Here is a 23,967-nt window from a genome sequence, read left to right on the forward strand (position 1 = left end):
TCAGCCCTGGTTCAGTAACTGCCGCAAGTCGATCACTGCCGCATTGGCGCGGGAAATATAGTTGGCCATGACCAGCGAGTGGTTCGCCAATACACCGAAGCCGCTGCCGTTGAGGATCATCGGGCTCCAGACCGGTTCCTGCGAGGCTTCCAGTTCGCGAATGATCTGCCGCACGCTGACCGTGGCGTTCTTCTTCGCCAGCACATCGGCGAAGTCCACCTCGATGGCACGCAACAGATGCGACAACGCCCAAGCCTGGCCGCGGGCTTCATAAAACACGTTATCGATTTGCAGCCAAGGCGTTTCCACCACTTCCTCATCCACCTGCGGCACCTGCCCCGGCGCCGGTACTTCGGTTTTCAACGAAGTGTTGAGCTTGACCCGGCCGACACTGGCCGACAGGCGCTGCGACAACGACCCCAGGCGCGTGCCGACATCACCTAGCCAGTTGTTGAGGTTGTCGGCGCGAGCGTAGAACAGCGCGCTTTTTTGCGCCGGATCGGACAGGCGCGCCTGATAGCGGCTCAACGAATTGATGCCTTCCTGGTATTCCGACTCGCTGGAGGGCAGCACCCAACTACGGTTGTCGAAATTGAACCGCGGCTCAGCCTTGGCGAGATCGGCGTCCTCGGCAGATTGCGACTGGGAACGGGCGAAGTCCTTACGCAACGCGCGGCTAAGATCGCGTACCTGTACCAGCACGCCGTATTCCCAGCTGGGCATGTTGTCCATCCACAGGCCCGGCGGGAAGCGATCATTGGAAATGTAACCGCCCTGCTTGGTCAACAACGTTCCGGCCACGGTCTTGAGGGTTTCAACGGTGGTGTAGCCGACCACCATTTGCCGGCCGTCCTTTTCCGCCGCCGCCTGGGCGTTCTGCTGCACGGGAAACAACGCTGGTTCCTGGCTCCAATACCAGCCAACCGCAATGGTCACCAGCAGATAAAGACCGATGAGCGTGGCCAGTGCCCGGCTGAAAAACACCCCGCCCAGGTAACTGCGGGTGTCCGATTTCGGTTCGGCGGCGCGTTCAGGCGCGCTGCCCGCGCGGTTCTTCCAGTCCAGCATGGCGATGTCCCTTCAATCACTTGAGTTCACGGTTCGACCACAACCTTACATCAACGTGCCTCAGCCGGCATCCGTCGTTGGGCTTATCGGAGATTTACTGTCGCGAAGCCGAAAGGCTTGTAAGGGATTCCCTTAACCGTGCAAGTCATCAATCCAAGGCAAAGAGCATCGATAGAAACCTGAGCCTGTATTGGATCGCACCACGAAGTACCGCGCAGATACTCCTTGAAGAAGCACTGAACCCCTTGTTTTCCGGGGATTTCCTCTACCCCGTACGGCGCATTCCAGACTATTCGGTCAGAAACTGAATGACCCCTCTTGGCAGATTATTGACGTACGACACTCATGTAAGGGAAAAGAGGTGCTAGCATAGAGCCACCAGTCGACCTCAGCATGCCCCCTAACTAGTAGTCAGGATATGACCGAGTCAGAAGACCCCAGCCGTGAGCGCCTCAAGCACCACTTTGCCCAGCGGGTAATTCATCAGGCTCGCCAGATCCTTGAGATATGGCAGCGCCTGCAACGCAGCGAGTGGTCGAGCACCGACCTCTCTGAGCTCAGCGAAGCCAATCTGCGCCTGCTGCGCTTTGCCGAGCGCTTTGAACAACCTGAGCATTACCAGCTCGCCCAAGATATCAGCCAGTCGCTGCACGCGGTGGATGCCAATCGTGGCCGCCTGAGCAGCCAATTGATCACTGAAATCAATCGCTTGATGCAACGCCTGTCCCGCACCGGCCTGCGCCATGGCGACCAGCTTGAGCAAACGTTCCTGCCGCCGCTGCGCAAGCCCGTCTATGTGGCGCTGCAAGACCATGACCGCGCCGAGCGACTGGCCAGGCAGTTGGAGTTCTTCGGCCTCAGCGCGCAGGCGCTGGACAGCGTCGCAGCGTTCAAGGCGTCGATGGTCGAGCGCCTGCCTGCGGCCATTGTCATGGATGTGGATTTCAGCGGCCCTGGTGTGGGCCTGAAGCTCGCAGCCCAAGCCCAGGAAGGACTCGACCAAGCCATTCCGCTGTTATTTTTCAGCTTGCTCGAAACGGATACGCCAACACGCTTGGCGGCGGTGCGCGCCGGTGGCCAGGAATTTCTCACCGGCACGCTCGAAGCCTCGAGCCTGCTGGAGAAAATTGAAGTGCTGACCTGTGTCGCCCAGTACGACCCTTATAAAGTGCTGATCATCGATGACTCCCGGGCCCAGGCCCTGCACACCGAGCGCCTGCTCAACAGCGCCGGGATCGTCACCCGGACCTTGATCGAGCCGATCCAGGCCATGGCCGAACTGGCGGATTTCCAGCCCGACCTGATCATCCTCGACATGTACATGCCCGCCTGCACCGGCACGGAATTGGCCAAGGTGATCCGCCACAACGACCGCTATGTCAGCGTGCCGATCATTTACTTGTCCGCCGAAGACGACCTGGACAAACAGCTCGACGCCATGAGCGAAGGCGGCGACGACTTCCTGACCAAACCGATCAAGCCCCGGCACCTGATCACCACCGTGCGCAACCGCGCTGCCCGGGCCCGCAATCTCAAGGCGCGAATGGTGCGCGACAGCCTCACCGGCCTCTACAACCATACCCACATCCTGCAATTGCTCGAAGACTGCAGTTTCCGCGCTCGCCGGGAAGGCAAGCCACTGAGCTTTGCGATGCTGGACATTGACCATTTCAAACGGGTCAACGACACCCATGGCCATCCCATGGGTGACAGGGTAATCAAGAGCCTGGCACTGTTTCTCAAGCAACGACTGCGCAAGACGGACTACATCGGACGGTACGGCGGTGAAGAGTTCGCGATCGTCATGCCCGACACCGACATCGACGCCGCCTACAAGGTGCTGGATGAAATCCGTCAGCGTTTTGCCGAGATCCATTACCCGGCCCAACCTCAAGACCTGTGGTGCACCTTCAGCGCCGGCCTGGTCGAAATGAGCGACGAATCCGACAGCCTGATGATGGCAAGCCAGGCGGACGAAGCGCTGTACCGTGCCAAGCACGCTGGGCGCAACAGGGTACAAAGCGCGCGGCAATCAAAGCAAAGTGCCACTTTTTCATCGGAATCAACCGATTCAGTCATAAACGTGTAACGTAAACGCAATAACTTCAGGCACTTACGATTCTGCCCCCGGTAGACCCTTGATGCGCCTGAAGCTGCTGACCAATCTCAATACCCTTCTTTTAGTTGCCGTGTGCCTTGGCCTCGGCGCCACGCTTTGGTGGTCGCAAATCGCCCTGGAGCGTCCTTATCTGCTGATGGAGCGCTACCTGGGCCTGTCACGACAGTTCCAAGGCGAGGTGGCGCGCAATATAGAGGACTATCTGGCCAGTGGCGACGCCTTGCGCCTCAGCGCAGCTACCCAGGCCTTGGAAATCCTGCAAAAAGAACTGGATCAATTCCCACCGGAACTGGCCAAGACGTTGCGCCCGAGCCTGTCGAACCTCGATGGCTTCAGCAGGACCGACTTGCTGGCCGCTGGCAAACTGGCCGGGGATCCCCAGGCGTTGCTGCTGCAGGCCGAACGTGAGCTGAGCGCCAACCTCGATCAGCTCGCCCAGTACGCCAACGGCGCACCGACTTATCTGCCGCCGTTGCTCGCTGCATCGCAGCATTTGGGCCGCCTGTCGCTCACACGGGGCAAACTCGTCAGCAGCGGCCGTAGCGAACTGGCCGCCGACGTCGAACGCGAACTGGCCAGTATCCGTGTCCAGGCCCAACAGCTCGATAATCTGGAGCTGCTCGGCGTCGCCGCCAGCAACGAATCCGGCAGCGATGACTTCGCCGCGTTGATGGGCTTGCAAACCCAGGAGAAAACCGTCGCCGAAGATGCCGGCATCGCGCTCAAGCGTGAACTCAACAGCCTGCTTGGCCGCTATCCAGCGGAACTGGCGCGCACCCGCGAGCTGATCCAGAAACGTACCGAGCTGGGCAATGCCACCCTCCTGAAGACCGCTGATGTGCAAAAGGCAATTGACGCCATGGAGCCGGCGGTGCGCGCCCAGCATGGACAGATCCAAGGCGAAGTACGGAGTATCCAGGGCGTGATGATCGGGTTGATCCTCTTGATCGCCCTGCTGATCGATACCCTGCAACGACACCTGGCCCGCACCCTGACCCGTCTGGCGCCAGCCCTGTCGACATGGGCCGAAGGCGACTTCAGCAATGATATCCACGTCGGCGCGAATAACCGCGAGCTGCGCGATATCGAAGCGTCCCTCAATCGCCTGCGCGCGTATCTGGTGGATCTGGTGGGCACCATTCGCCTGAACGCCGAGCAAGTGGCGGATAGCAGCCGGACCCTGGCGGAGTTGAGCGGCGAGCTGCACAGCGGCGCCCAATACCAGGCCGGCGACACGGCATTGATCCGCGATTCCCTCAGCGAACTCGAGGCGACCATCCAGCAGGTGGCCGGCGATGCCAGCCAGGCCGCAGCGGCCAGCCGCAGTGCCGGAGACGCGGTGGAACATGGCCAGAAAGTCATCGGCCTGAGCCTCGCCGGCCTTCACGCACTGGTCGGAGAAGTGCAAGGCAACGCGCAAATGATCGAACAACTGGCCGAGGAGTCGGCGACCATTGGCGGCGTACTGACCGTCATCCGCTCGATTGCCGACCAGACCAACCTGCTGGCCCTCAACGCGGCCATCGAAGCCGCCCGCGCCGGAGAAATGGGTCGAGGCTTTGCGGTGGTGGCCGAGGAAGTCCGTTCCCTGGCCCAACGCACGGCGGGCGCAACCGCCGAGATCCAGGCACTGATTGCACGCTTGCAGCTGGCCGCGCGTCAATCGGTGGATGGCATGCGTGCCCAGGTCGAACACGCCGAAGCCACCGCCAGCCAGGCGCAGGCAGCCGACGGTGCACTGGATGAAATCGTCGGCGCCATCCAGACCATCGCCGATACGGCCGGGCGCATCGCCGACGTCACTGCCCAGCAAAGCGGCGCCGTCAGCGAGATCCGTGATCATAGCGAGCGCATACATGAGCTCGGCGGGGATAACCTGCTGCGCATCGGCCAAGGGCGGGAACAGGGCGACAACCTGCTGCTGCTCGGTGGGCGGCTACACACTGCGGTGCAGGCATTCCGGGTCTGACCCTGCACATTCATTACAAGTGACCGGATCAAAGGACATGGTCATATATTTCGCGCAAACATCGCTCATCGTGCTGGCTATTGCTGAGAACTGGACAGTCATAAAGGCTTTGCGGCATAGTCGCCGGGTTCTGACACCTGCTCACAGATAACAAGGAACAGCAGATGGCGACCCTTTTGGTCCTGCATGGACCCAACCTGAACCTGCTTGGCACCCGTGAACCGGGCGTCTACGGCGCCGTGACACTGGCCCAGATCAACCAGGACCTGGAACAGCGGGCCCGCAATGCCGGCCATCATTTGCTGTATCTGCAAAGCAACGCCGAATACGAATTGATCGACCGCATCCACGCCGCGCGTGGCGAAGGCGTGGATTTCATTTTGATCAATCCAGCAGCTTTTACACACACAAGCGTCGCATTACGTGACGCGCTGCTGGCAGTGAGCATCCCATTCATCGAAGTGCATTTGTCCAATGTGCACAAACGCGAACCTTTCCGCCATCACTCCTACTTCTCCGATGTAGCAGTAGGCGTGATCTGCGGCCTTGGCGCCAGCGGGTACCGACTGGCCCTGGAGGCCGCCCTAGAGCAGCTTGAAAAACAGGCAACAGCTTGAACAACAAGCGTTAAACGCCCCTGACCGACCCTTGGGAGTTGATGATTCATGGATATCCGTAAAGTTAAGAAACTGATCGAGTTGCTGGAAGAGTCCGGCATCGACGAGCTCGAGATCAAGGAAGGCGAAGAGTCCGTACGCATCAGCCGCCACAGCAAGACCCCGGCCCAGCAGTTCTATGCACCGGCCCCGATGCAAGCTCCGGTCGCCGCCCCTGCTCCAGCAGCAGCGCCAGTTGCCGCCGCACCCGCCGCACCGGCAGCGCCAGCGCTCAACGGCACCGTTGCGCGCTCGCCGATGGTGGGCACGTTCTATCGCAAGTCTTCGCCATCCTCGCCATCCTTCGTTGAAGTTGGCCAGACCGTGAAGAAAGGCGACACCCTGTGCATCGTCGAAGCCATGAAGATGATGAACCACATCGAAGCTGAAACCAGCGGTGTGATCGAGTCCATCCTCGTCGAAGACGGCCAGCCGGTTGAGTACGACCAACCGCTGTTCACCATCGTTTGAACCGCGGGGAGCCTTTGATGACTGCGAAGTTGGAAAAAGTCCTGATCGCTAACCGCGGTGAGATCGCCCTGCGGATTCTGCGTGCCTGCAAAGAGATGGGCATCAAGACCGTCGCCGTTTACTCCAAGGCCGACAAAGAACTGATGCACCTGGGCCTGGCGGATGAATCCGTCTGCATCGGTCCAGCGTCGGCTGCGCACTCGTACCTGCACATCCCGGCGATCATCGCCGCCGCCGAAGTGACCGGCGCCACCGCCATTCACCCAGGCTACGGTTTCCTGGCGGAAAACGCCGACTTCGCCGAGCAGGTGGAAAACTCCGGTTTTGCCTTCATTGGCCCGAAAGCCGACACCATTCGCCTGATGGGCGACAAGGTTTCGGCCAAGCACGCCATGATCGCCGCCGGCGTACCGACCGTTCCGGGTTCCGATGGCCCGCTGCCTGAAGACGAGGAAACCGCTTTGCGCATCGGTCGCGAAGTGGGTTATCCGGTGATCATCAAGGCCGCTGGCGGCGGCGGTGGTCGCGGCATGCGCGTGGTACACAAGGAAGAAGACCTGATTTCCTCGGCGAAACTGACCCGCTCCGAAGCGGGCGCGGCGTTCGGCAACCCGATGGTCTACCTGGAAAAGTTTCTGACCAACCCGCGTCACGTCGAAGTCCAGGTACTGTCCGACGGCCAAGGCCAGGCGATCCATCTGGGCGACCGCGATTGCTCGCTGCAACGTCGTCACCAGAAGGTCCTCGAAGAAGCGCCGGCTCCGGGCATCGACGAGAAAGCGCGCGAAGAAGTCCTGGCACGCTGCGTCAAGGCGTGCATCGACATCGGCTACCGTGGCGCCGGCACTTTCGAGTTCCTGTACGAGAATGGCCGTTTCTACTTCATCGAAATGAACACCCGCGTCCAGGTGGAGCACCCGGTCTCGGAGATGGTCACCGGTATCGACATCGTCAAGGAGATGCTCAGCATCGCTGCTGGCAACAAGCTGTCGTTCACCCAGGATGACGTAGTGATTCGTGGTCATTCGCTGGAATGCCGAATCAACGCCGAAGACCCGAAAACCTTCATGCCAAGCCCGGGCACGGTCAAGCACTTCCACGCCCCAGGCGGCAATGGCGTTCGCGTCGATTCGCACCTGTACAGCGGCTATGCGGTTCCGCCGAACTACGATTCGTTGATCGGCAAGCTGATCACCTACGGGGCGACCCGTGACGAAGCCTTGGCGCGCATGCGCAATGCGCTGGACGAAATCGTGGTCGACGGGATCAAGACCAACATCCCGCTGCACCGCGACCTCGTGCGTGACGAAGGCTTCTGCAAAGGTGGCGTCAACATCCACTATCTGGAACACAAGCTGGGCAACCAGCACTGATGCTCCAAGGGATGTAAAAAAGACCCCGGTCCATTTGGCCCGGGGTCTTTTTTTGGCGCGTCTTTCTCGGGATGCCGGAATCGAATCAGCCCAGCACAACCAGGGTGATCTCGTTCAAAGCAAGTTGCGCCGCCGTCGCCGGCCTGCCTTCGCGGGTACGAACGGCACCATTGGCATTGGCTACCAGCGGCTCGCTGCGATAGCGCGTCATGAATGTGCGTGCACGCATCGACACAGGGTCAGAGCCCTTTTTCGCCCTCGCCAGTACCGGAACGTAAAAGCGTTCGACCTGGCCCTGTGATGTCTTGAATACCGTCGTCAGCCCACTGCGCAAGTCCAGTGACACGCCATAGGTATTACCGAAGCAGGAAGAATACGACCAGTAATCCCAGGTCGGTTGGAGACCTTGACGTCTCATCACCTGCCTGACCGGTTCACCAATGTCCGCGCCCGTGAGCCAGTCCCCACCGACCAGGGTCACCCGAACATCCTTCGCTGGTCCTCCCAGGCGCGACATGACCGCCTTGGTACCGCGTTCGATAAGCTTGCGGATGTTGTGATCAAAATGAATGACCGCTCCTATCTTGGTGATTGGGTTGTACATGGAAGCGACCACACACGTCTGCGCGTTCAGGGAGAACAGATAGTGATCCGTGATCGCCTCGCTGAACCTCGCCACCACTGCCTCGCCCTGCATCGCCCCCCTTGTTACGTCAGGGAAGACGTGTCCGGGAAACGCCTCCCTTAGATCCCCCACACGACCCAGATTGCGAACACCGTCATTGCCGCCCTTCAAACCAACGGCATTATGCGCCCACTTTCCATTCGCCAGCCTGCGGATGGGCAACTTGTACAACGCACCGGGACGACTGGCATCCACCAGGCACAAGCCGTCGAAGTAAGGATCCCTCCGTACTTGGTAGTACTTACCGTTACTGCGTATGTAATAAGTGCTTTGGGGGTGCGATGCGCTGGGCGGGCGACGATAGGTGCCTTGAAAAACTCCCTCTTCGGTCACCTCCTGCAGGTCCTTTGGCACCTGCCTGGCCGCTTGCCTTGGCTTGAAGCGTATGGGCTGCGTGACAGGCCCAGCCTCGTTGACTGCGGCCGATGCCAGGCGTCCCAAGCCTTGAGCGGATATCGATCTCAATACCCCTCTTGCCTTTCTGAATGCCCATATCAGTGGCGCATACACGCTTGGCGGCCCGAACATGGCAAACAATGTTCCCCAGGACACCTCCAGCCAGCGGCCGAGCGCTGCGTCCAGATCATTCTGCCGATGGGCTTCGATTGCTTGCCTGGAACCGATAACAATGAAAGTCACATCCAAAAATAAAATGAAGGGAGGGTAAATCATGCAGACGGGAAGCGCCGCCATGAGCAGCCCCTTGACGACCTGGTTCTTGATCATTTCAACGCGGCTGGTGGTTATGTCTTGTACGTCACTGACAGAGCGCTCGATATAGGCATCGAACTGCGCAGCAATATTCGATACACGATTGAACTCACGCAACGTATCGACACGAGTCGTTGCAATGGCCAGCGACTCCAACGTGCGCCTGACAGCAGCACGCGCGGCCTGCCCCACTCGCGCCATGACGTAATCATGCAGTTGCGCCGCGATACTCCCGGAAAAATCCAGGTATCTGCGAAACGCAATGCCGTCTGGAGAATCAGGCGTGTACAACCAATAGCTGGCCTTCGGATCGAAATAGATAAAGACGTAGACGCCCAGGACGACATGCCCGCCGACAGTAAATTTGATCATGCCTTCCTGCGCCACAGCAAAAGTCGAAGACATGGGAGGCGCGCCATCGTCCCACTGGCCGAGCAAGGTGACTTGGCGGGTCAGCCATCGGAACTCATCACTGCTCAAGATCGACTGGCCATAGGCAACACGCAGATCACGGTCAATCCTGGCAAGTTGTAAGTAACGATAAGCATCGCGACGCTTCAAATACTGCGGGGCATCGGGGTTCAGGAACTTGCCGCGAATATGCTTCGCATAGTGCTCCCCCAGGTGAGCGCGCCGAATATAAAGCGCCAAGTCAGCACTTCGTAACTGCGTCAGATCCTGCCCAACCGAAGAGAGTACGCCTTTTTGGGGATCGTCAATGCCCCAGTTGTCGTCATAACCATGGATGACCAGATCCAGCAGGCTGGCCACATGCTTGCCCCCCGTCCACCCCGAACGGTAGTCAATAAGCACCGTGGCAGGATCCACCGGTTCTTGAACGCCTTTGCTGCGCAAGTAGGGAGCGATCGCTTGCATGACGGTCCGCTTGGCGAAGTCCACAAAAACTTCATATTCCGCCAACAGATCGTTGAACATCTGCTGATGAATCAGCACCTCCTGGTTCAAACCGCTTATGTGTCGTCGAGAATCGACTGGCAGGGCGGAGTACCAGCGCGGCGATTCGTTCAGCTCCACCTCCGCCAGTTCATTCGTCAGCCCCATCGAGACAGCGATCCGGATACATTCCTCGAAACCTGCAACCGTACCTCTCAAGTCCTTGTTCAAGTCCCATGTAACTGACGTTGCCGTGATGCGAGAAAGGTACTGTCGGGCTTGCGCCCGATCGCCAGGAGCAAGTTGCTGCAACAGATAAAAACAGCCCGCGTCACTTGCGGTCCACCCACCGATCTCGGCACTGAGCGCCCGCAACGAGATCAACTCGATCCATTCCTGGCCATCAGGTTTGCCGGGGGCATAGAGCAATAAATCGTCAGGCTCGCCGCGCGGGTCTTCGCGGTAAAAAAGAAGCAGGTCGGTACATTTCAATCCATTGGGAAGTACCAGCCCGGCGACATGCAGCCCGGCTTTGGCTCGCGCCGCAGCCTCGCGCTCCCACTGAGCCATGAGCCGGTCGTGCCCGACGTCCGTCAGCTGGCCTGCGCAACGTGCGATAAAAGCACTGTGTTGCAGTCTTGCTAAAAACCGATCGAACATAGCGTCTTTCAGATCCGCTTTGTCGTAGCGGCTGGTCAGTGCCGGTAAATACCCGGCAGGCGCATCAACATTTGCTAACAACTGCGCGATGAACGTGGGCGATAGGGGCTGGTTGCGTAACATATCCCCGTTCTCGACCAGGAGCACCGATATCGCGTCCGGCCTCATGGGGCCCGCCGCGAGCAACTCGCTCAGGCTGTAGGTCCGCACAGGTTGCCCCACCACGGTTCGCCACTGTAACTGTACCTGGACTCGTTCTGGCTCAACGTCCATGTCCAGTTCATGCCTGACATAGTCTTTGGCGAGGTGCTTTGCGAAGGCGCGCAACGAGCCGAGCCCATCAAGCAGCTCATCCAGGCGCGCCTGCGTTTGCGCCGTCTGCTCCTGAAAAGTCAATAACGTCTTACGGTCAAATTCGCTCAATACCCGCAGCCATTCCGGCAAGTGCAATCGCGCAACCGCATCAATGGCCTCGCGCTCCTGCGGGGTCGCCAACCTCTGGAGTTGAGTCGCTTCGTGCCAGGCATCCTGAAGCGTTTGAATTTTTTCCCGTAGCTCATCAACGTCTAGGCCAACAACCTTGTCAGGATGAAAAACCTCATCGATTGATGCCATATGTTCATCAAGCCTTTGCCTGACGAACTCATCCAGCGAGGCATCCTCTTCGGCCATCTTCCAATGACGCCGCAGATAATCCTTGTAGTGACGGATAAAGCCCGAGACCGTCCCTTCAAGTGCCTGTGAAATGATATCCCGGCGCTCTGCCGAAAATCCCAGGTCAGCCCCTTCGGACCAGCGATAAGGAGCATCCTGCTGCTCGTCGAAAACCGCGGGCGCTTGGTCGATTATTTGCCGCAGCACTGCGTCCAGCAGCGTGCCGACGAAGTGTGGGTCGATGTTGCCTTGGTAGTAATGCGTGCGCAGTTCGACCAACAGATACTCTTCCAGCAATTCCAAAAACGTCATCTGGGTTTGCATCCGCGCATCGATAATCCCGTGCCAACGCGTTAGCTTTTCCAGAATTTCCGTTGCAGTGTCCGCCGACGAGGAAATTACCGGCACCGCGTCGTCCAAACTTGCTTGCCTCTCAGTAGCGTCGTCCATACACATTCTTCCCTGTTGTGTGGACCGGCACCTTATCCGCCTTGTGACCCGCTGATGTCATACATATATATATATATCGAAACACCCACCCGGACCGCCCGGGACGCGCTTATCCACTTTGATAGCGACCTGGCGTACACTGCGCGCCTTTGCAGCCTCACGCTGCCCCCCGTGGATATATTTCAAAGGTGCCCGCCATGCCTTGGCTGCAAGTACGTCTGGCCATCAGCCCGGAACAAGCCGAAACCTACGAAGACGCCTTCCTTGAAGTAGGCGCGGTATCGGTAACCTTCATGGACGCCGAAGACCAGCCCATTTTCGAGCCAGAGCTCAACACCACGCCGCTGTGGTCCCACACCCACCTGTTGGCGCTGTTCGAGGGCGGTGCTGAAGCTCAGAGCGTGCTCGCTCACCTGGAGCTGCTGACGGGCAGTCCATTGCCCGAACATCACAGTGAAGTGATCGAAGACCAGGACTGGGAACGCAGCTGGATGGACAACTTCCAGCCGATGCGCTTTGGCCAGCGCCTGTGGATCGTGCCGAGCTGGCATGCCGCGCCGGAACCGGACGCGGTGAACTTGCTGCTGGACCCGGGCCTGGCGTTCGGCACCGGCACCCATCCGACTACCGCGCTGTGCCTGGAATGGCTCGACGGCCAGGATCTCAAGGGCTGCAATGTGCTCGATTTCGGCTGCGGCTCAGGGATCCTGGCCATTGCCGCGCTGCTGTTGGGCGCCAAGGAGGCGGTCGGCACCGACATCGATGTCCAGGCCCTTGAAGCGTCCCGCGACAATGCCGGGCGCAACCACATCGCAGAAGAACTGTTCCCTCTGTATTTGCCGCAGGATTTGCCGCAAGTCCAGGCCGACGTGCTGGTGGCCAATATCCTCGCCGGTCCGCTGGTATCCCTGGCGCCGCAACTGTCGAGCCTGGTCAAGCCGGGCGGGCGCCTGGCATTGTCGGGGATCCTGGCCGAACAAGGCGATGAAGTCGCCGCCGCTTATGCCGCGGATTTTGACCTGGACCCGATCGCCAATCGCGATGGCTGGGTGCGCATCACCGGACGTCGGCGCTAGAATGGCCGCCTGTATCGACCGGATTGCCGCATGACCGACAGCTTCGTCACTCAATGCCCGCATTGCCACACCAGTTTCCGCGTCAGCCATGGTCAATTGAGCGTGGCACGCGGAGTGGTTCGTTGCGGCTCGTGCCTGCAAGTGTTCAATGCCGCCCGGCAATTGCTGGAGCAACGCACTGGCAAGGACATCGCCGCGCCGCCGGCTTCGCCCGTCAAGCCTGCCGTCGAAGCCCCGCGCGCCATCAGCCAGAAACAATGGACGGCCGCCGAGCTGGATCTCGATGACCTGGACAAGGAACTGGCTCGCCTGGAACGGCGTGACAAGCGGGCGCCAGACACCTTGGGCCGGCGCCGTGAAGACAACCTGAGCGCCCAGCGCGAAAACCTTTCGAACGAGCAGGAGCCCTGGTCCAACAGCCTCTACAGCGAGTCCCCCGCCGAACGCGCCGGAGCCGCCATCCAGCCGCCCCTCGAGCCGTTCGAGCCCCATGAACCCGCGCGACCGCCGCGGACCGAACCCTCCTTGTCGCTGGCGCTCGAGCCGCTGGAACCGGACGACGAACCTGTCGCCCCGCTGAGCCTCACGCAGGACGACGAACCCCACGAGCACCTCGAGCGCCTATCCGCCACTGACGATCTCGACGACGAACCCGAGCAACCGGTGCCGCTGCGCAAGTCACGGGAACGCCAGGAACCGGGAATACGCGCCGAAGCCCTCCACGACCTGGACGACGACCCGCTGCAACTGGACTGGCGCAAGCGCCGCACGCCCTGGGGCCGTCGCCTGCTCTGGGGCCTGTTGATACTGCTTGCCGCCGCAGCTTTGGGCGGTCAGTACATTGCGTACCATTTCGAAGAACTGGCTCGCCAGGATCAATACCGCCCCTGGTTCCTGCAAATCTGCCCGACCATCGGCTGCGACGTACCGTCCAAAGTCGACATCGCCAAGATCAAAAGCAGCAACTTGGTGGTGCGCAGCCATCCGGAATTCAGCGGCGCCCTGGTGGTGGACGCGATCATCTACAACCGCGCGCCCTTCTCCCAGCCCTTCCCCCTGCTGGAGCTGCGTTTTGCCGACCTCAACGGTCAGCTGATCGCCAGCCGTCGCTTCAAGCCAGGCGAGTACCTGGGCGGCGACCTCGAAGGCCGGGGGGAAATGCCACCGCAGACGCCGATCCATATTGCGTTGGATATCCTGGACCCAGGCCCCAAAGCGGTGAACTACAGCCTGAGCTTTCATTCGCCCGAATGAAGCCCGCCAGGGCCGGCCGATTGACGACAGCTTTCTGACTCACCTGACCCAGACCAAACCGCTGGCGATAACAAAATAGCTGTTCAGATTTTATCCAATTCGACCTTTATCCAGTCATCGAGAGCGGGTATCATGCCAACCCTTTTTCGAAGTCTCATGATCCGGCCCCACTTCAGGGAAGTCCTATGTCGGCGGTACGCATCGGCCCATATACATTGCAGAACGGTCTGGTTCTCGCCCCCATGGCGGGCGTCACCGATCAGCCCTTTCGTCAGTTGTGCAAACGATTGGGTGCGGGCCTTGTGGTCTCGGAAATGGTGACCAGCGACATGAGCTTGTGGAACACCCGCAAGTCGCGGCTGCGCATGATCCACGAAGGCGATCCCGAACCCCGCTCGGTACAGATTGCCGGTGGCGACGCACAGATGCTGGCGGAGGCAGCCCGGGCTAACGTCGAACTGGGGGCGCAGATCATCGACATCAACATGGGCTGCCCGGCGAAGAAGGTTTGCAACAAGGCTGCTGGCTCGGCGCTGTTGAAGGATGAAGCGCTGGTCACCGAGATCCTGCAGGCGGTTGTCGCCGCAGTCGATGTGCCGGTGACCCTGAAGATCCGCACCGGGTGGGACCGGGAGAACAAGAACGGCCTGACGGTGGCGAAGATCGCCGAACAGGCCGGTATCACAGCGTTGGCGGTCCATGGCCGCACCCGTGCTGACCTGTACACCGGCGAAGCCGAGTACGACACCATTGCCGCGATCAAGCAGGCGGTGTCCATTCCGGTCTTTGCCAATGGCGATGTCGACTCGCCAGAAAAGGCCCGGTACGTGCTGGACGCGACCGGTGCCGATGGCCTGTTGATTGGTCGGGCCGCCCAGGGGCGGCCGTGGATTTTCCGTGAGATCGAACACTACCTGCGCACCGGCGAAAAACTCGCTGCGCCGATGTTGTCCGAGGTGGAACGTATTCTGCTAGAGCATCTGGCCGCGCTGCATGTCTTCTATGGCGAAGTCATGGGCGTACGCATCGCTCGCAAGCATGTGGGCTGGTATCTCGCAACCCTGCCGGGCGCCAGGGAGTTTCGCGCCCGTTTCAATCGTTTGGATGGTACGCAAGCACAATGCGCCGACGTTCAGGCGTTTTTCGCCGGACGTTACAAGAGCCTGACAGGGGACGAAGGGGTGGCCGCATGACGATGATGACCGAGACTTTAGTGAGTGGAATAGCACCCGTGAGCGACAACGTGAATTTGAAACAGCACCTCAACACGCCCAGCGAAGAAGGCCAGACCCTTCGCGGGAGCGTCGAGAAGGCGCTGCACAATTATTTCGCCCACCTTGAGGGCGCTGCCGTCACGGATGTGTACAACCTGGTGCTTTCCGAAGTCGAGGCGCCGCTGCTCGAAAGCGTGATGAACTACGTCAAGGGCAACCAGACCAAGGCCAGTGAGCTGCTGGGCCTGAACCGCGGCACCCTGCGCAAGAAACTCAAGCAGTACGATCTGCTGTAAGCATTCAATCAAACCAGAAAGGCGCCCGCGTAAAAAACGGTCGCCTTTTTTGCTGACTTCCCTTGCTTTTGATGGAACTTGAAATGACCGACCAGACCACCCGCCTGCCGATCCGCCGCGCCTTGATCAGCGTCTCCGACAAGACCGGGATCCTTGAATTCGCCCGCGAGCTGCAACAGTTGGGCGTAGAGATCCTCTCTACCGGCGGGACCTTCAAGTTGCTGCAGGACAACGGTGTCGCCGCAGTGGAAGTCGCGGACTACACCGGCTTCGCGGAAATGATGGACGGTCGCGTCAAGACCCTGCACCCGAAAATCCATGGCGGGATCCTCGGTCGTCGCGGCATCGATGACGCCATCATGAATGAGCACGGCATCAAGCCGATCGACCTGGTAGCGGTCAACCTCTACCCGTTCGAAGCCACCATCAACAAGCCCGGCTGCGACCTGCCGACCGCCATCGAGAACATCGACATCGGTGGCCCGACCATGGTCCGCTCGGCCGCCAAGAATCACAAGGACGTGGCCATCGTGGTCAACGCCAGCGACTACGCCAGTGTGCTGGAGAGCCTCAAGGCCGGCGGCCTGACCTACGCCCAGCGTTTCGACCTGATGCTCAAGGCCTTCGAACACACCGCCGCCTACGACGGCATGATCGCCAACTACATGGGCACCGTGAACCAGGCCGCCGAAACGCTGAGCACCGAAGGCCGCAGCGAATTTCCGCGAACCTTCAACACCCAATTCATCAAGGCCCAGGAAATGCGCTACGGCGAGAACCCGCACCAGAGCGCGGCGTTCTACGTGGAAGCCAAGCCTGCCGAGGTCGGCATCGCCACCGCTACCCAATTGCAAGGCAAGGAGCTGTCGTTCAACAACGTGGCCGACACCGACGCCGCGCTGGAATGCGTGAAGAGCTTCGTCAAGCCGGCCTGCGTGATCGTCAAGCACGCCAACCCGTGCGGCGTGGCGGTGAGCCCGGACGCTGAGGGTGGCATCCGCCAGGCCTACGAACTGGCCTACGCCACTGACACCGAGTCGGCGTTCGGCGGCATCATCGCCTTCAACCGTGAGCTGGACGCAGAGACCGCCAAGGCCATCGTCGAGCGCCAGTTCGTCGAAGTGATCATCGCCCCTTCGGTCAGCGAAGAGGCCCGCGCCATTGTCGCCGCCAAGGCCAACGTGCGCCTGCTGGCCTGCGGCCAATGGTCGGCCGATCGTGCGCCGGCCTGGGACTACAAGCGCGTCAACGGCGGCCTGCTGGTCCAGAGCCGCGACATCGGCATGATCGGCAGCGAAGACCTCAAGGTCGTGACCCAGCGTGCCCCGAGCGAACAGGAAATCAACGACCTGATCTTCGCCTGGAAAGTCGCCAAGTACGTCAAGTCCAACGCCATCGTCTACGCCAAGAACCGCCAGACCATCGGCGTCGGCGCCGGCCAGATGAGCCGCGTGAACTCCGCCCGCATCGCCGCGATCAAGGCTGAACACGCCGGCTTGCAGGTACAAGGCGCGGTCATGGCCTCCGATGCGTTCTTCCCGTTCCGCGACGGTATCGACAATGCGGCCAAGGTCGGCATTACCGCAGTGATCCAGCCGGGCGGTTCGATGCGTGATGCAGAAGTGATTGCTGCAGCCGACGAGGCTGGCATCGCCATGGTATTCACCGGCATGCGCCACTTTAGGCACTGAGGCCAGCGGTAAGCTTCAAGCTGCAAGCGGCAAGTTAAGAGCAGGCCTGTGGCGCTCTGCTTGCCTTTGCAAACTCACTCATTCAAAGCCATAAGCTGCAAGTTAGAATCGCGCATACCCGCTCTGACTTGCAGCTTGTAGCTTGCAGCTTCTCCGAAGGAGTCTTTCTTTGAACATTTTGATCATTGGCAGCGGTGGCCGTGAACACGCCTTGGCCTGGAAAGTGGCCCAGGATCCCCGCGTGCAGAAGGTTTTCGTGGCGCCGGGCAATGCCGGCACCGCTATCGAAGCCAAGTGCGAAAACGTTGCCATCGACGTACTGGCCTTGGAACAACTGGCCGACTTCGCTAAGAAGAACGTCTCGCTGACCATCGTCGGCCCGGAAGTGCCGCTGGTCGCCGGCGTGGTCGACCTGTTCCGCTCCCGTGGCCTGGACTGCTTCGGCCCGACCGCCGGTGCTGCACAGTTGGAAGGCTCGAAAGCATTCACCAAGGACTTCCTGGCGCGTCACAAGATCCCGACCGCCGACTACCAGAACTTCACCGAAATCGAACCGGCGCTGGCGTACCTGCGTGAAAAAGGCGCACCCATCGTGATCAAGGCCGATGGCCTGGCCGCCGGCAAAGGCGTGATCGTTGCCATGACACTGGCCGAGGCCGAAGACGCGGTGCGCGACATGCTCGCCGGCAATGCCTTCGGTGACGCCGGTTCACGCGTCGTGATCGAAGAATTCCTCGACGGCGAGGAAGCCAGTTTCATTGTCATGGTCGACGGCAAGAACGTCTTGCCGATGGCCACCAGCCAGGACCACAAACGTGTCGGCGACGGCGACAGCGGTCCGAACACCGGCGGCATGGGCGCCTACTCTCCCGCTCCGGTGGTCACCGCCGACGTACACCAGCGCGTGATGGACCTGGTGATCTGGCCAACCGTGCGCGGCATGGCCGAGGAAGGCAATGTCTACACCGGTTTCCTCTATGCAGGGCTGATGATCGACAAGGCTGGTAACCCAAAAGTCATCGAATTCAACTGCCGTTTCGGCGATCCTGAGACCCAGCCGGTCATGCTGCGCCTGCAATCGAGCCTGGTGTTGCTGGTGGAAGCCGCCCTGGCCCAGGCGCTGGACAAAGTCGAAGCCCAGTGGGACCCACGTCCGAGTGTTGGCGTTGTACTGGCAGCCGGTGGTTACCCCGGCGACTACGCCAAGGGCAGCGTTATCAAGGGCCTGGAAGGTGCGGCCCAGTTGGAAGGCAAGGTGTTCCACGCTGGCACGGCATTGAAGGACGACCAAGTGGTTACCGCCGGTGGTCGCGTATTGTGCGCCACGGCAATGGGTGCCAGTGTCGACGTCGCTCAGCAGCAAGCCTACAAGCTTGCCGCGCAGATTGATTGGGAAGGCTGTTTCTACCGCAAGGACATTGGCTACCGTGCAATTGCCCGCGAGCGTGGTGAAAACCTGAAATAACCTGGCCATTCAGCCAGGCCAGGGTCCATGGCCCTTGCCTGGCTGCCCAGGCGCCGCGCATAGTTATCATCTGGCATCAACTACGAAGGGATTTCGCCGTGCGCTGGCTCAGGATTGCCATAGGCTTGACCGTTACCCTGCTGACGCTGCTCTGCGTGCTCCCGGCCCTGGCCGCGCCCGGCAGTGGCTGGGCGGTATTGCTCGACGAACAGGGCGACCTGAAACTGAGCGACATCCGCTCAGCCCGCTATACCAATCAATTCAGCCCCATTGACCTGGACCACCTCAAGGCAGCCGAGCCGGGTGGAGCCCTGTGGCTGCGTTTCCGACTGGCTCCCGACAAGCATGAGCAGATACTGCGCATTTTTGCGCCTGACCTGTCGCGCCTGAATCTCTACGTGCTGGACGGCGATGCCCTGGTTGATCAACAGATCAACGGCAATGCGCTGCCAAGCTCCGAACAACCCGTGCCCAGCAGCGATTTCATGCTGGCACTGCCTCGCAGCGAAAAACCCCTCGACGTCTACCTGAGGCTGTCATCCCGTTACGAACTGCGCCCCTACGTCACCCTGCAACCGGCCGTCATGGCGGCAGCCGACCAGAACCAGACATTGATCTATGGGCTGCTGTTCGGCTGCATCGCCATGCTGATCCTGCACAACCTCACCCGCTACGCCTACACCCGGTCACGTAGTTGCCTGTGGTTGGCGGCCTGTGAAGGACTGCTGATGCTCAGCCTGGTCCTGCTGCTGAACCTGGCCGGCGCCTGGCTGCCAAACTGGCCGGCGATCCAGACGCCAGGCGCGTATTTGGCCCTGCTGCTGACAGCACCCTGCGGCTTGATGTTCGCCTATCGCTACTTCGCGCCGCTGGGATCGCATCCGCTGAACCGGCTGTTGTTGGGCGAAATTGTCTTCATCATGCTGTGCAGCCTGTTGCTGCTGTTCGTCGCCACGCTGCCGCTCAATATCATGACCTATGCACTGGTGGCCTTGGCCGGTCTGAGCATGCTGTTCGTCAGTGCCTGGCATTGGCAGAAGGGCTATCGCCCGGCACGGCTGTTCGTCGCCGCCATGGTGGTGTTCAACCTGGGTACGTTGATCATTCTCCCGGCCCTGCAAGGATTGACGGAAGTCGCCCCCCAGGGACTGATCGTCACGCTGCTGGTGATCATCTGCATCAGCGGCCTGCTGATGAGCGTCGCGTTAGGCGAGCGACAGCGATCGATAAACGAGAGTCGCTTCAGCATCAGTCGCGACCTGGCGGCAAGTAACGCCGAGATCAACGCCAAGGCTGAATTCCTGGCGAAGATCAGCCACGAGATCCGCACTCCGATGAACGGCGTGCTGGGCATGACGGAACTGCTGCTAGGCACGCCGCTATCGGTCAAGCAACGCGATTATGTACAGACGATCCATAGCGCCGGCAATGAACTGCTCACCCTGATCAACGAAATCCTCGATATTTCCCGTCTCGAGTCGGGACAGATCGAACTGGACGATGTGCAGTTCGACCTCAACGCACTGATCGAGGACTGCCTGAGTATCTTCCGCGCCAAAGCCGAACAGCAAAATGTCGAGCTGATCAGTTTCATCCAGCCCCAGGTACCGCGGGTGATCAGCGGCGATCCGACACGGCTGCGCCAAGCGCTGCTGAGCCTGCTGGAAAATGCCTTGAAGAAAACCGATGAAGGCGAGGTCTTGATTGTCGTTGCCCTCGACGAGCGCAGCGATCAGCCACGCCTGCGCATCGCGGTGCAGGACAGCGGATCGCCCATGGACGCCGAAGAGCGCGACATGCTGATGCACGCCGAACTGCACAGCAAGAATGTCCTCTCGGCCACGCGGCTGGGTGGCAACCTGGGCCTGGTCATCGCGCGCCAGTTGATCATGCTGATGCATGGCGAATTCGGCATCAAGAGCGGCAGTAGCCAGGGCAGTACCTTATGGCTGACCTTGCCGCTGGACCCGGATCGCCTCGAGCACCCGACGTCCGATCTCGACGGCCCGCTGCAAGGGGCACGTGTGTTGGTCGTCGATGACAACGATACCTGCCGCAAGGTGCTGGTCCAGCAATGCAGCGCCTGGGGCCTCAATGTCAGCGCGGTTCCCTCGGGCAAGGAAGCCCTGGCGCTGCTGCGCACCAAGGCTCACCTGCGCGATTATTTCGACGTGGTGTTGCTGGACCAGAACATGCCCGGCATGACTGGCATGCAACTGGCCGCCAAGATCAAGGAAGACCCGAGCCTGAACCACGACATCCTGCTGATCATGCTGACCGGCATCAGTAACGCCCCGAGCAAGGTCGTGGCGCGCAACAGCGGGGTCAAGCGCATCCTCGCCAAACCGGTGGCCGGCTATACACTCAAGACCACCCTGGCGGACGAACTGAACCAGCGCAACAAAGGCCAGGCGCCGAACGTCCCGGTCAATGCCGGCCCTCCCGTTACGGTAAAGGTACCCAGCGATTTCCGCATCCTGGTGGCCGAAGACAACAGTATTTCCACCAAAGTCATCCGCGGCATGCTCGGCAAGCTCAACCTGCAACCCGACACTGCCAGCAATGGCGAAGAAGCGCTCAAGGCCATGAAGGAGCACCGCTACGACCTGGTCCTGATGGATTGCGAGATGCCGATCCTCGACGGTTTTTCCGCCACCCAGCAACTGCGGGCCTGGGAAATGGGAAACCAGCGGACACGTACCCCCGTGGTAGCGCTCACCGCTCACATCCTGGCCGAACACAAGGAGCGCGCCCGCCAAGCCGGGATGGACGGACACATGGCCAAGCCGGTGGAGCTGTCGCAGCTGCGCGAACTGATCGAACATTGGGTAGCGCAGCGCGACCAGCAAAACCATACGGCGCAAACGTCCTGAGCCGACAGGCGTCAAAACGCCTGATAGACTCCCGTCGTCTTCCTTCGTCCTGAGCCTCGACCATGCTCCATGTGCTGTTCAGCGTTTACCTGAAAATGTTGGTGCTCTACAGCCCCTTCTTCGTATTGTCGTGTTTTATCGGCTTGACTCGAGGCTACTCGCGCAAGGAACAACGTCGCCTGGCCTGGAAGGTCGCGACCGCGACGCTGGTCTCGAGCGTATTGCTGTACTTGTTTGGCAGGGTGATTTTCAGCGTGTTCGGTATCACCGTGGATGCGTTCCGCATTGGCGCCGGCAGCGTGTTGTTCATTTCGGCGCTGGGCATGGCCCAAGGCAAGTCCGCCGTGCAGACCGACAATGTGCAGCAGGACGTAACGATCGTCCCGCTGACCATTCCCTTGACCGTTGGCCCCGGCACCATCGGCGCTCTGCTGGTGATGGGCGTGAGCCAGCCGCACTGGGACGACAAACTCATGGCCATCATCAGCATCGCCCTGGCCAGCTTTACCGTCGGCGTGGTGCTCTACCTGTCCAGCCGCATCGAGCGGATCCTGGGTGACCAGGGCTTGCAGATTGTCAGCCGGTTGATGGGGCTGTTTGTTTGTGCCCTGGCGGCTCAGATTATTTTTACCGGCGTGAGAGGCTACCTGATGCAGTGACTGTGACTCAGGCGCGCTTGCGACGGCTGAAGCGCTTGCTCAACACTTCCCGGCGATGTTCGCCCAGGTATTCTTCGATTTCCTGCCTGAAGTCTTCATAGCGCGCCGGGTTAAAGGTCACGAACGACTTGCCGCGGAAAACTTCTCGCGCCGAAGAGCGCCAGTTCACAAAAAGAACGCCACCGTTATTCGAAGAACCGGTCTGTTTTATCGAACTGGACGATGCGATCAGGATACCGTTGGACAGTTGCTCACAGGGAATGACGGATAAGCGTGCGCCATCGGCCGACTTCGCCTGGGTACCGAACAGATCGAGGGTTTCCTTGTCCTGCGTCAAGCCAACAATCGTGGTATCGACCACGCTACCCAGCACTGTCGCCGCCGGAAAGCTCGCCTTCACGCCATCGATAATCCCTTTTACGATATCCTTGACCACCAGATCCATATCCACCTGCAAGGAACTCTCGGAATAACGAGTGTAACCATCATCTAACACAAAACATCCGAGTTCTTGCAAACACTTGATGAATTCCATGTACCACTCATGGGTATTTTTGCCGCCAGGCACTAAGTAGTTGGCCTCCATGATCGCCATGGTCATCACGTTCTCCATGATCGCCATGTTATTGAGCGACATGTTATTGCCGTAACCGACAAGTGCATCGCCCAACATGACCGCATCCAGTTCCTTGTTGGGGTTGTCTTGCACCGACTGCACGACAGACCTGCGCATACGCCGACTGACCGAACCCTGTGCCTTGCGCCTGTCGATACGCGCAGCGATCAACTCAACACTTCGCGCGCCACTTATTTCACTTTCAAAAATGCCCATAATAATTCCTTAGTTAAACAAACGACCGCTCCTGCGGACAAACAACAATCTAAATCATCGCCCCAAACTTAACAAACCAAACCAGCTACAGCATATGTCAACTCATTCCCCCCCACTAAAACATTTAGTTGCCAATCAATAACTCCACGCACTTGAAGACTTGCACCGTTACTGGATTCATATAAACCCCTCACAACGACGGAATCCATTTCATGAACAATCAAGCATTAACCGGTTTGGTAACAGGCCCCAATCTAATTTCCTACATCGAGACGCTTTCACTACAAGACCACGATTACATTGCCGACACCAATCATCTCGCCACCTTATCCGCCGACCTCGAACATGACCGCTACACGGCTCAAAAAAGCTGGTTTGACTCGTATATCCACACGTTGAGATACATGGGCTGGTCGCTATATAAAGACTCTACCTTTACAAGTACCCGCCATATCGTTACGAATTCGGTCGCGGACTTCTTGGTAGAAAGCGCCGATGCCATGAAGGATTTCCGACAGGCGAATGCGATGATCGATACGTTGCAGGCGATGAAATCCGATAATCCGGCCATGCTTTCGTTCGATAAGGAAAGTCGGCAAGGTGAGTCCTTTCAAGTTGTCCCGGCGCGCTACGACTCGGAGGGCAACCTCCATATCGCCTTCTACAAGCTTGAACTAAGGGTTCGTAATAGAAGCAGCCGTTTTTTGTTCTGGAATTTGGAAGAACACTCCGCCAGGATCATCCAACACAAGGCATACATGAGGCTTGATCGAAAAGAAATGGCGAGGATCAGCGAGTATATAAAACAGAAAGCGAATGGGTCTCTCATGAGGCGCTTTGCCTTGCGAAAGCATCGCTGACTAACGCATGCATAAAAGGGTTGCAGATGGACAGCAT

16 protein-coding genes and 1 pseudogene are annotated in these 23,967 nt (G+C 59.6%); 14 read left to right on the forward strand and 3 right to left on the reverse strand.

The features are described 5' to 3' along the window. Complete coding sequence (locus tag J3P82_RS22775) at window positions 1–1,068, reverse strand: DUF2333 family protein (protein ID WP_434558775.1); 1,068 nt, start codon at window positions 1,066–1,068, stop codon at window positions 1–3. Window positions 1,069–1,486: 418 nt separating this feature from the next. Here J3P82_RS22775 and J3P82_RS22780 point away from each other — a divergent pair, with 418 nt between their 5' ends. The 5 genes and pseudogenes from J3P82_RS22780 to accC all read left to right on the forward strand — a co-directional run bounded on the left by J3P82_RS22780 (window position 1,487) and on the right by accC (window position 7,656). Next, complete coding sequence (locus J3P82_RS22780) at window positions 1,487–3,157, forward strand: diguanylate cyclase (RefSeq protein ID WP_434558776.1); 1,671 nt, start codon at window positions 1,487–1,489, stop codon at window positions 3,155–3,157. Between the two features lie 1,462 nt (window positions 3,158–4,619). Beyond that, window positions 4,620–5,156, forward strand: a pseudogene (locus tag J3P82_RS22785) (methyl-accepting chemotaxis protein); the annotation flags it as partial. A 164-nt stretch (window positions 5,157–5,320) separates the two neighbouring features. Beyond that, entirely contained in the window at window positions 5,321–5,773 is a 453-nt protein-coding gene (gene aroQ, locus J3P82_RS22790; protein ID WP_018605716.1) for a type II 3-dehydroquinate dehydratase, read from the forward strand. A gap of 48 nt (window positions 5,774–5,821) precedes the next feature. Then, the gene (gene accB, locus J3P82_RS22795; RefSeq protein ID WP_434558777.1) at window positions 5,822–6,283 is read left to right on the forward strand and encodes an acetyl-CoA carboxylase biotin carboxyl carrier protein; all 462 of its coding nucleotides are present in this window, start codon (window positions 5,822–5,824) and stop codon (window positions 6,281–6,283) included. A gap of 17 nt (window positions 6,284–6,300) precedes the next feature. Beyond that, entirely contained in the window at window positions 6,301–7,656 is a 1,356-nt protein-coding gene (gene accC / locus J3P82_RS22800) for an acetyl-CoA carboxylase biotin carboxylase subunit (RefSeq protein WP_434558778.1), read from the forward strand. A gap of 85 nt (window positions 7,657–7,741) precedes the next feature. Here accC and J3P82_RS22805 read toward each other — a convergent pair whose 3' ends face one another. Further along, window positions 7,742–11,710 carry a type III effector 1 gene (locus J3P82_RS22805; protein WP_434558779.1) on the reverse strand — a complete coding sequence of 1,323 codons (3,969 nt, stop codon included), beginning with the start codon at window positions 11,708–11,710 and terminating at the stop codon, window positions 7,742–7,744. 197 nt (window positions 11,711–11,907) lie between these two features. Here J3P82_RS22805 and prmA point away from each other — a divergent pair, with 197 nt between their 5' ends. The 8 genes from prmA (at window position 11,908) to J3P82_RS22845 (ending at window position 22,238) form a co-directional block, all read left to right on the forward strand. Then, window positions 11,908–12,786: a 50S ribosomal protein L11 methyltransferase gene (prmA, locus tag J3P82_RS22810; RefSeq protein WP_434558780.1), complete on the forward strand. Its 879-nt coding sequence runs from the start codon at window positions 11,908–11,910 to the stop codon at window positions 12,784–12,786. 30 nt (window positions 12,787–12,816) lie between these two features. Then, complete coding sequence (locus tag J3P82_RS22815; RefSeq protein ID WP_434558781.1) at window positions 12,817–14,040, forward strand: DUF3426 domain-containing protein; 1,224 nt, start codon at window positions 12,817–12,819, stop codon at window positions 14,038–14,040. 185 nt (window positions 14,041–14,225) lie between these two features. Continuing rightward, on the forward strand, window positions 14,226–15,233 hold the full coding sequence (gene dusB, locus J3P82_RS22820) for a tRNA dihydrouridine synthase DusB (protein ID WP_434558782.1): 1,008 nt from the start codon (window positions 14,226–14,228) through the stop codon (window positions 15,231–15,233). Next, window positions 15,230–15,550: a DNA-binding transcriptional regulator Fis gene (gene fis / locus J3P82_RS22825; RefSeq protein ID WP_186610807.1), complete on the forward strand. Its 321-nt coding sequence runs from the start codon at window positions 15,230–15,232 to the stop codon at window positions 15,548–15,550. Before dusB ends, fis begins: the two co-directional genes overlap by 4 nt. 83 nt (window positions 15,551–15,633) lie before the next feature. Then, window positions 15,634–17,241 carry a bifunctional phosphoribosylaminoimidazolecarboxamide formyltransferase/IMP cyclohydrolase gene (gene purH, locus J3P82_RS22830; protein WP_434558783.1) on the forward strand — a complete coding sequence of 536 codons (1,608 nt, stop codon included), beginning with the start codon at window positions 15,634–15,636 and terminating at the stop codon, window positions 17,239–17,241. Window positions 17,242–17,410: 169 nt separating this feature from the next. Then, window positions 17,411–18,706, forward strand: a complete 1,296-nt coding sequence (purD, locus tag J3P82_RS22835) for a phosphoribosylamine--glycine ligase (RefSeq protein ID WP_434558784.1) — start codon at window positions 17,411–17,413, stop codon at window positions 18,704–18,706. A gap of 98 nt (window positions 18,707–18,804) precedes the next feature. After that, complete coding sequence (locus J3P82_RS22840; protein ID WP_434558785.1) at window positions 18,805–21,579, forward strand: response regulator; 2,775 nt, start codon at window positions 18,805–18,807, stop codon at window positions 21,577–21,579. Window positions 21,580–21,641: 62 nt separating this feature from the next. Beyond that, on the forward strand, window positions 21,642–22,238 hold the full coding sequence (locus J3P82_RS22845) for a MarC family protein (protein WP_434558786.1): 597 nt from the start codon (window positions 21,642–21,644) through the stop codon (window positions 22,236–22,238). Window positions 22,239–22,245: 7 nt separating this feature from the next. Here the strand turns inward: J3P82_RS22845 and J3P82_RS22850 are convergent, their stop codons facing one another. Then, on the reverse strand, window positions 22,246–23,070 hold the full coding sequence (locus tag J3P82_RS22850) for a hypothetical protein (RefSeq protein WP_434558787.1): 825 nt from the start codon (window positions 23,068–23,070) through the stop codon (window positions 22,246–22,248). Between the two features lie 212 nt (window positions 23,071–23,282). Between J3P82_RS22850 and J3P82_RS22855 the strand changes: the two genes are divergently transcribed. Then, window positions 23,283–23,930: a hypothetical protein gene (locus J3P82_RS22855; protein ID WP_434558788.1), complete on the forward strand. Its 648-nt coding sequence runs from the start codon at window positions 23,283–23,285 to the stop codon at window positions 23,928–23,930. The last annotated feature ends 37 nt before the right edge of the window (window positions 23,931–23,967 follow it).

The sequence above is a fragment of the Pseudomonas sp. Z4-20 genome (assembly GCF_051131955.1).
Taxonomy (GTDB): domain Bacteria; phylum Pseudomonadota; class Gammaproteobacteria; order Pseudomonadales; family Pseudomonadaceae; genus Aquipseudomonas; species Aquipseudomonas marvdashtae.

Coding starts and splice junctions, on each gene's coding strand:
- J3P82_RS22775 (WP_434558775.1), bottom strand. CDS start 1,068: ATGCTGGACTGGAAGAACCGCGCGGGCAGCGCGCCTGAACGCGCCGCC.
- J3P82_RS22780 (WP_434558776.1), top strand. CDS start 1,487: ATGACCGAGTCAGAAGACCCCAGCCGTGAGCGCCTCAAGCACCACTTT.
- aroQ (WP_018605716.1), top strand. CDS start 5,321: ATGGCGACCCTTTTGGTCCTGCATGGACCCAACCTGAACCTGCTTGGC.
- accB (WP_434558777.1), top strand. CDS start 5,822: ATGGATATCCGTAAAGTTAAGAAACTGATCGAGTTGCTGGAAGAGTCC.
- accC (WP_434558778.1), top strand. CDS start 6,301: ATGACTGCGAAGTTGGAAAAAGTCCTGATCGCTAACCGCGGTGAGATC.
- J3P82_RS22805 (WP_434558779.1), bottom strand. CDS start 11,710: ATGGACGACGCTACTGAGAGGCAAGCAAGTTTGGACGACGCGGTGCCG.
- prmA (WP_434558780.1), top strand. CDS start 11,908: ATGCCTTGGCTGCAAGTACGTCTGGCCATCAGCCCGGAACAAGCCGAA.
- J3P82_RS22815 (WP_434558781.1), top strand. CDS start 12,817: ATGACCGACAGCTTCGTCACTCAATGCCCGCATTGCCACACCAGTTTC.
- dusB (WP_434558782.1), top strand. CDS start 14,226: ATGTCGGCGGTACGCATCGGCCCATATACATTGCAGAACGGTCTGGTT.
- fis (WP_186610807.1), top strand. CDS start 15,230: ATGACGATGATGACCGAGACTTTAGTGAGTGGAATAGCACCCGTGAGC.
- purH (WP_434558783.1), top strand. CDS start 15,634: ATGACCGACCAGACCACCCGCCTGCCGATCCGCCGCGCCTTGATCAGC.
- J3P82_RS22845 (WP_434558786.1), top strand. CDS start 21,642: ATGCTCCATGTGCTGTTCAGCGTTTACCTGAAAATGTTGGTGCTCTAC.
- J3P82_RS22850 (WP_434558787.1), bottom strand. CDS start 23,070: ATGGGCATTTTTGAAAGTGAAATAAGTGGCGCGCGAAGTGTTGAGTTG.
- J3P82_RS22855 (WP_434558788.1), top strand. CDS start 23,283: ATGAACAATCAAGCATTAACCGGTTTGGTAACAGGCCCCAATCTAATT.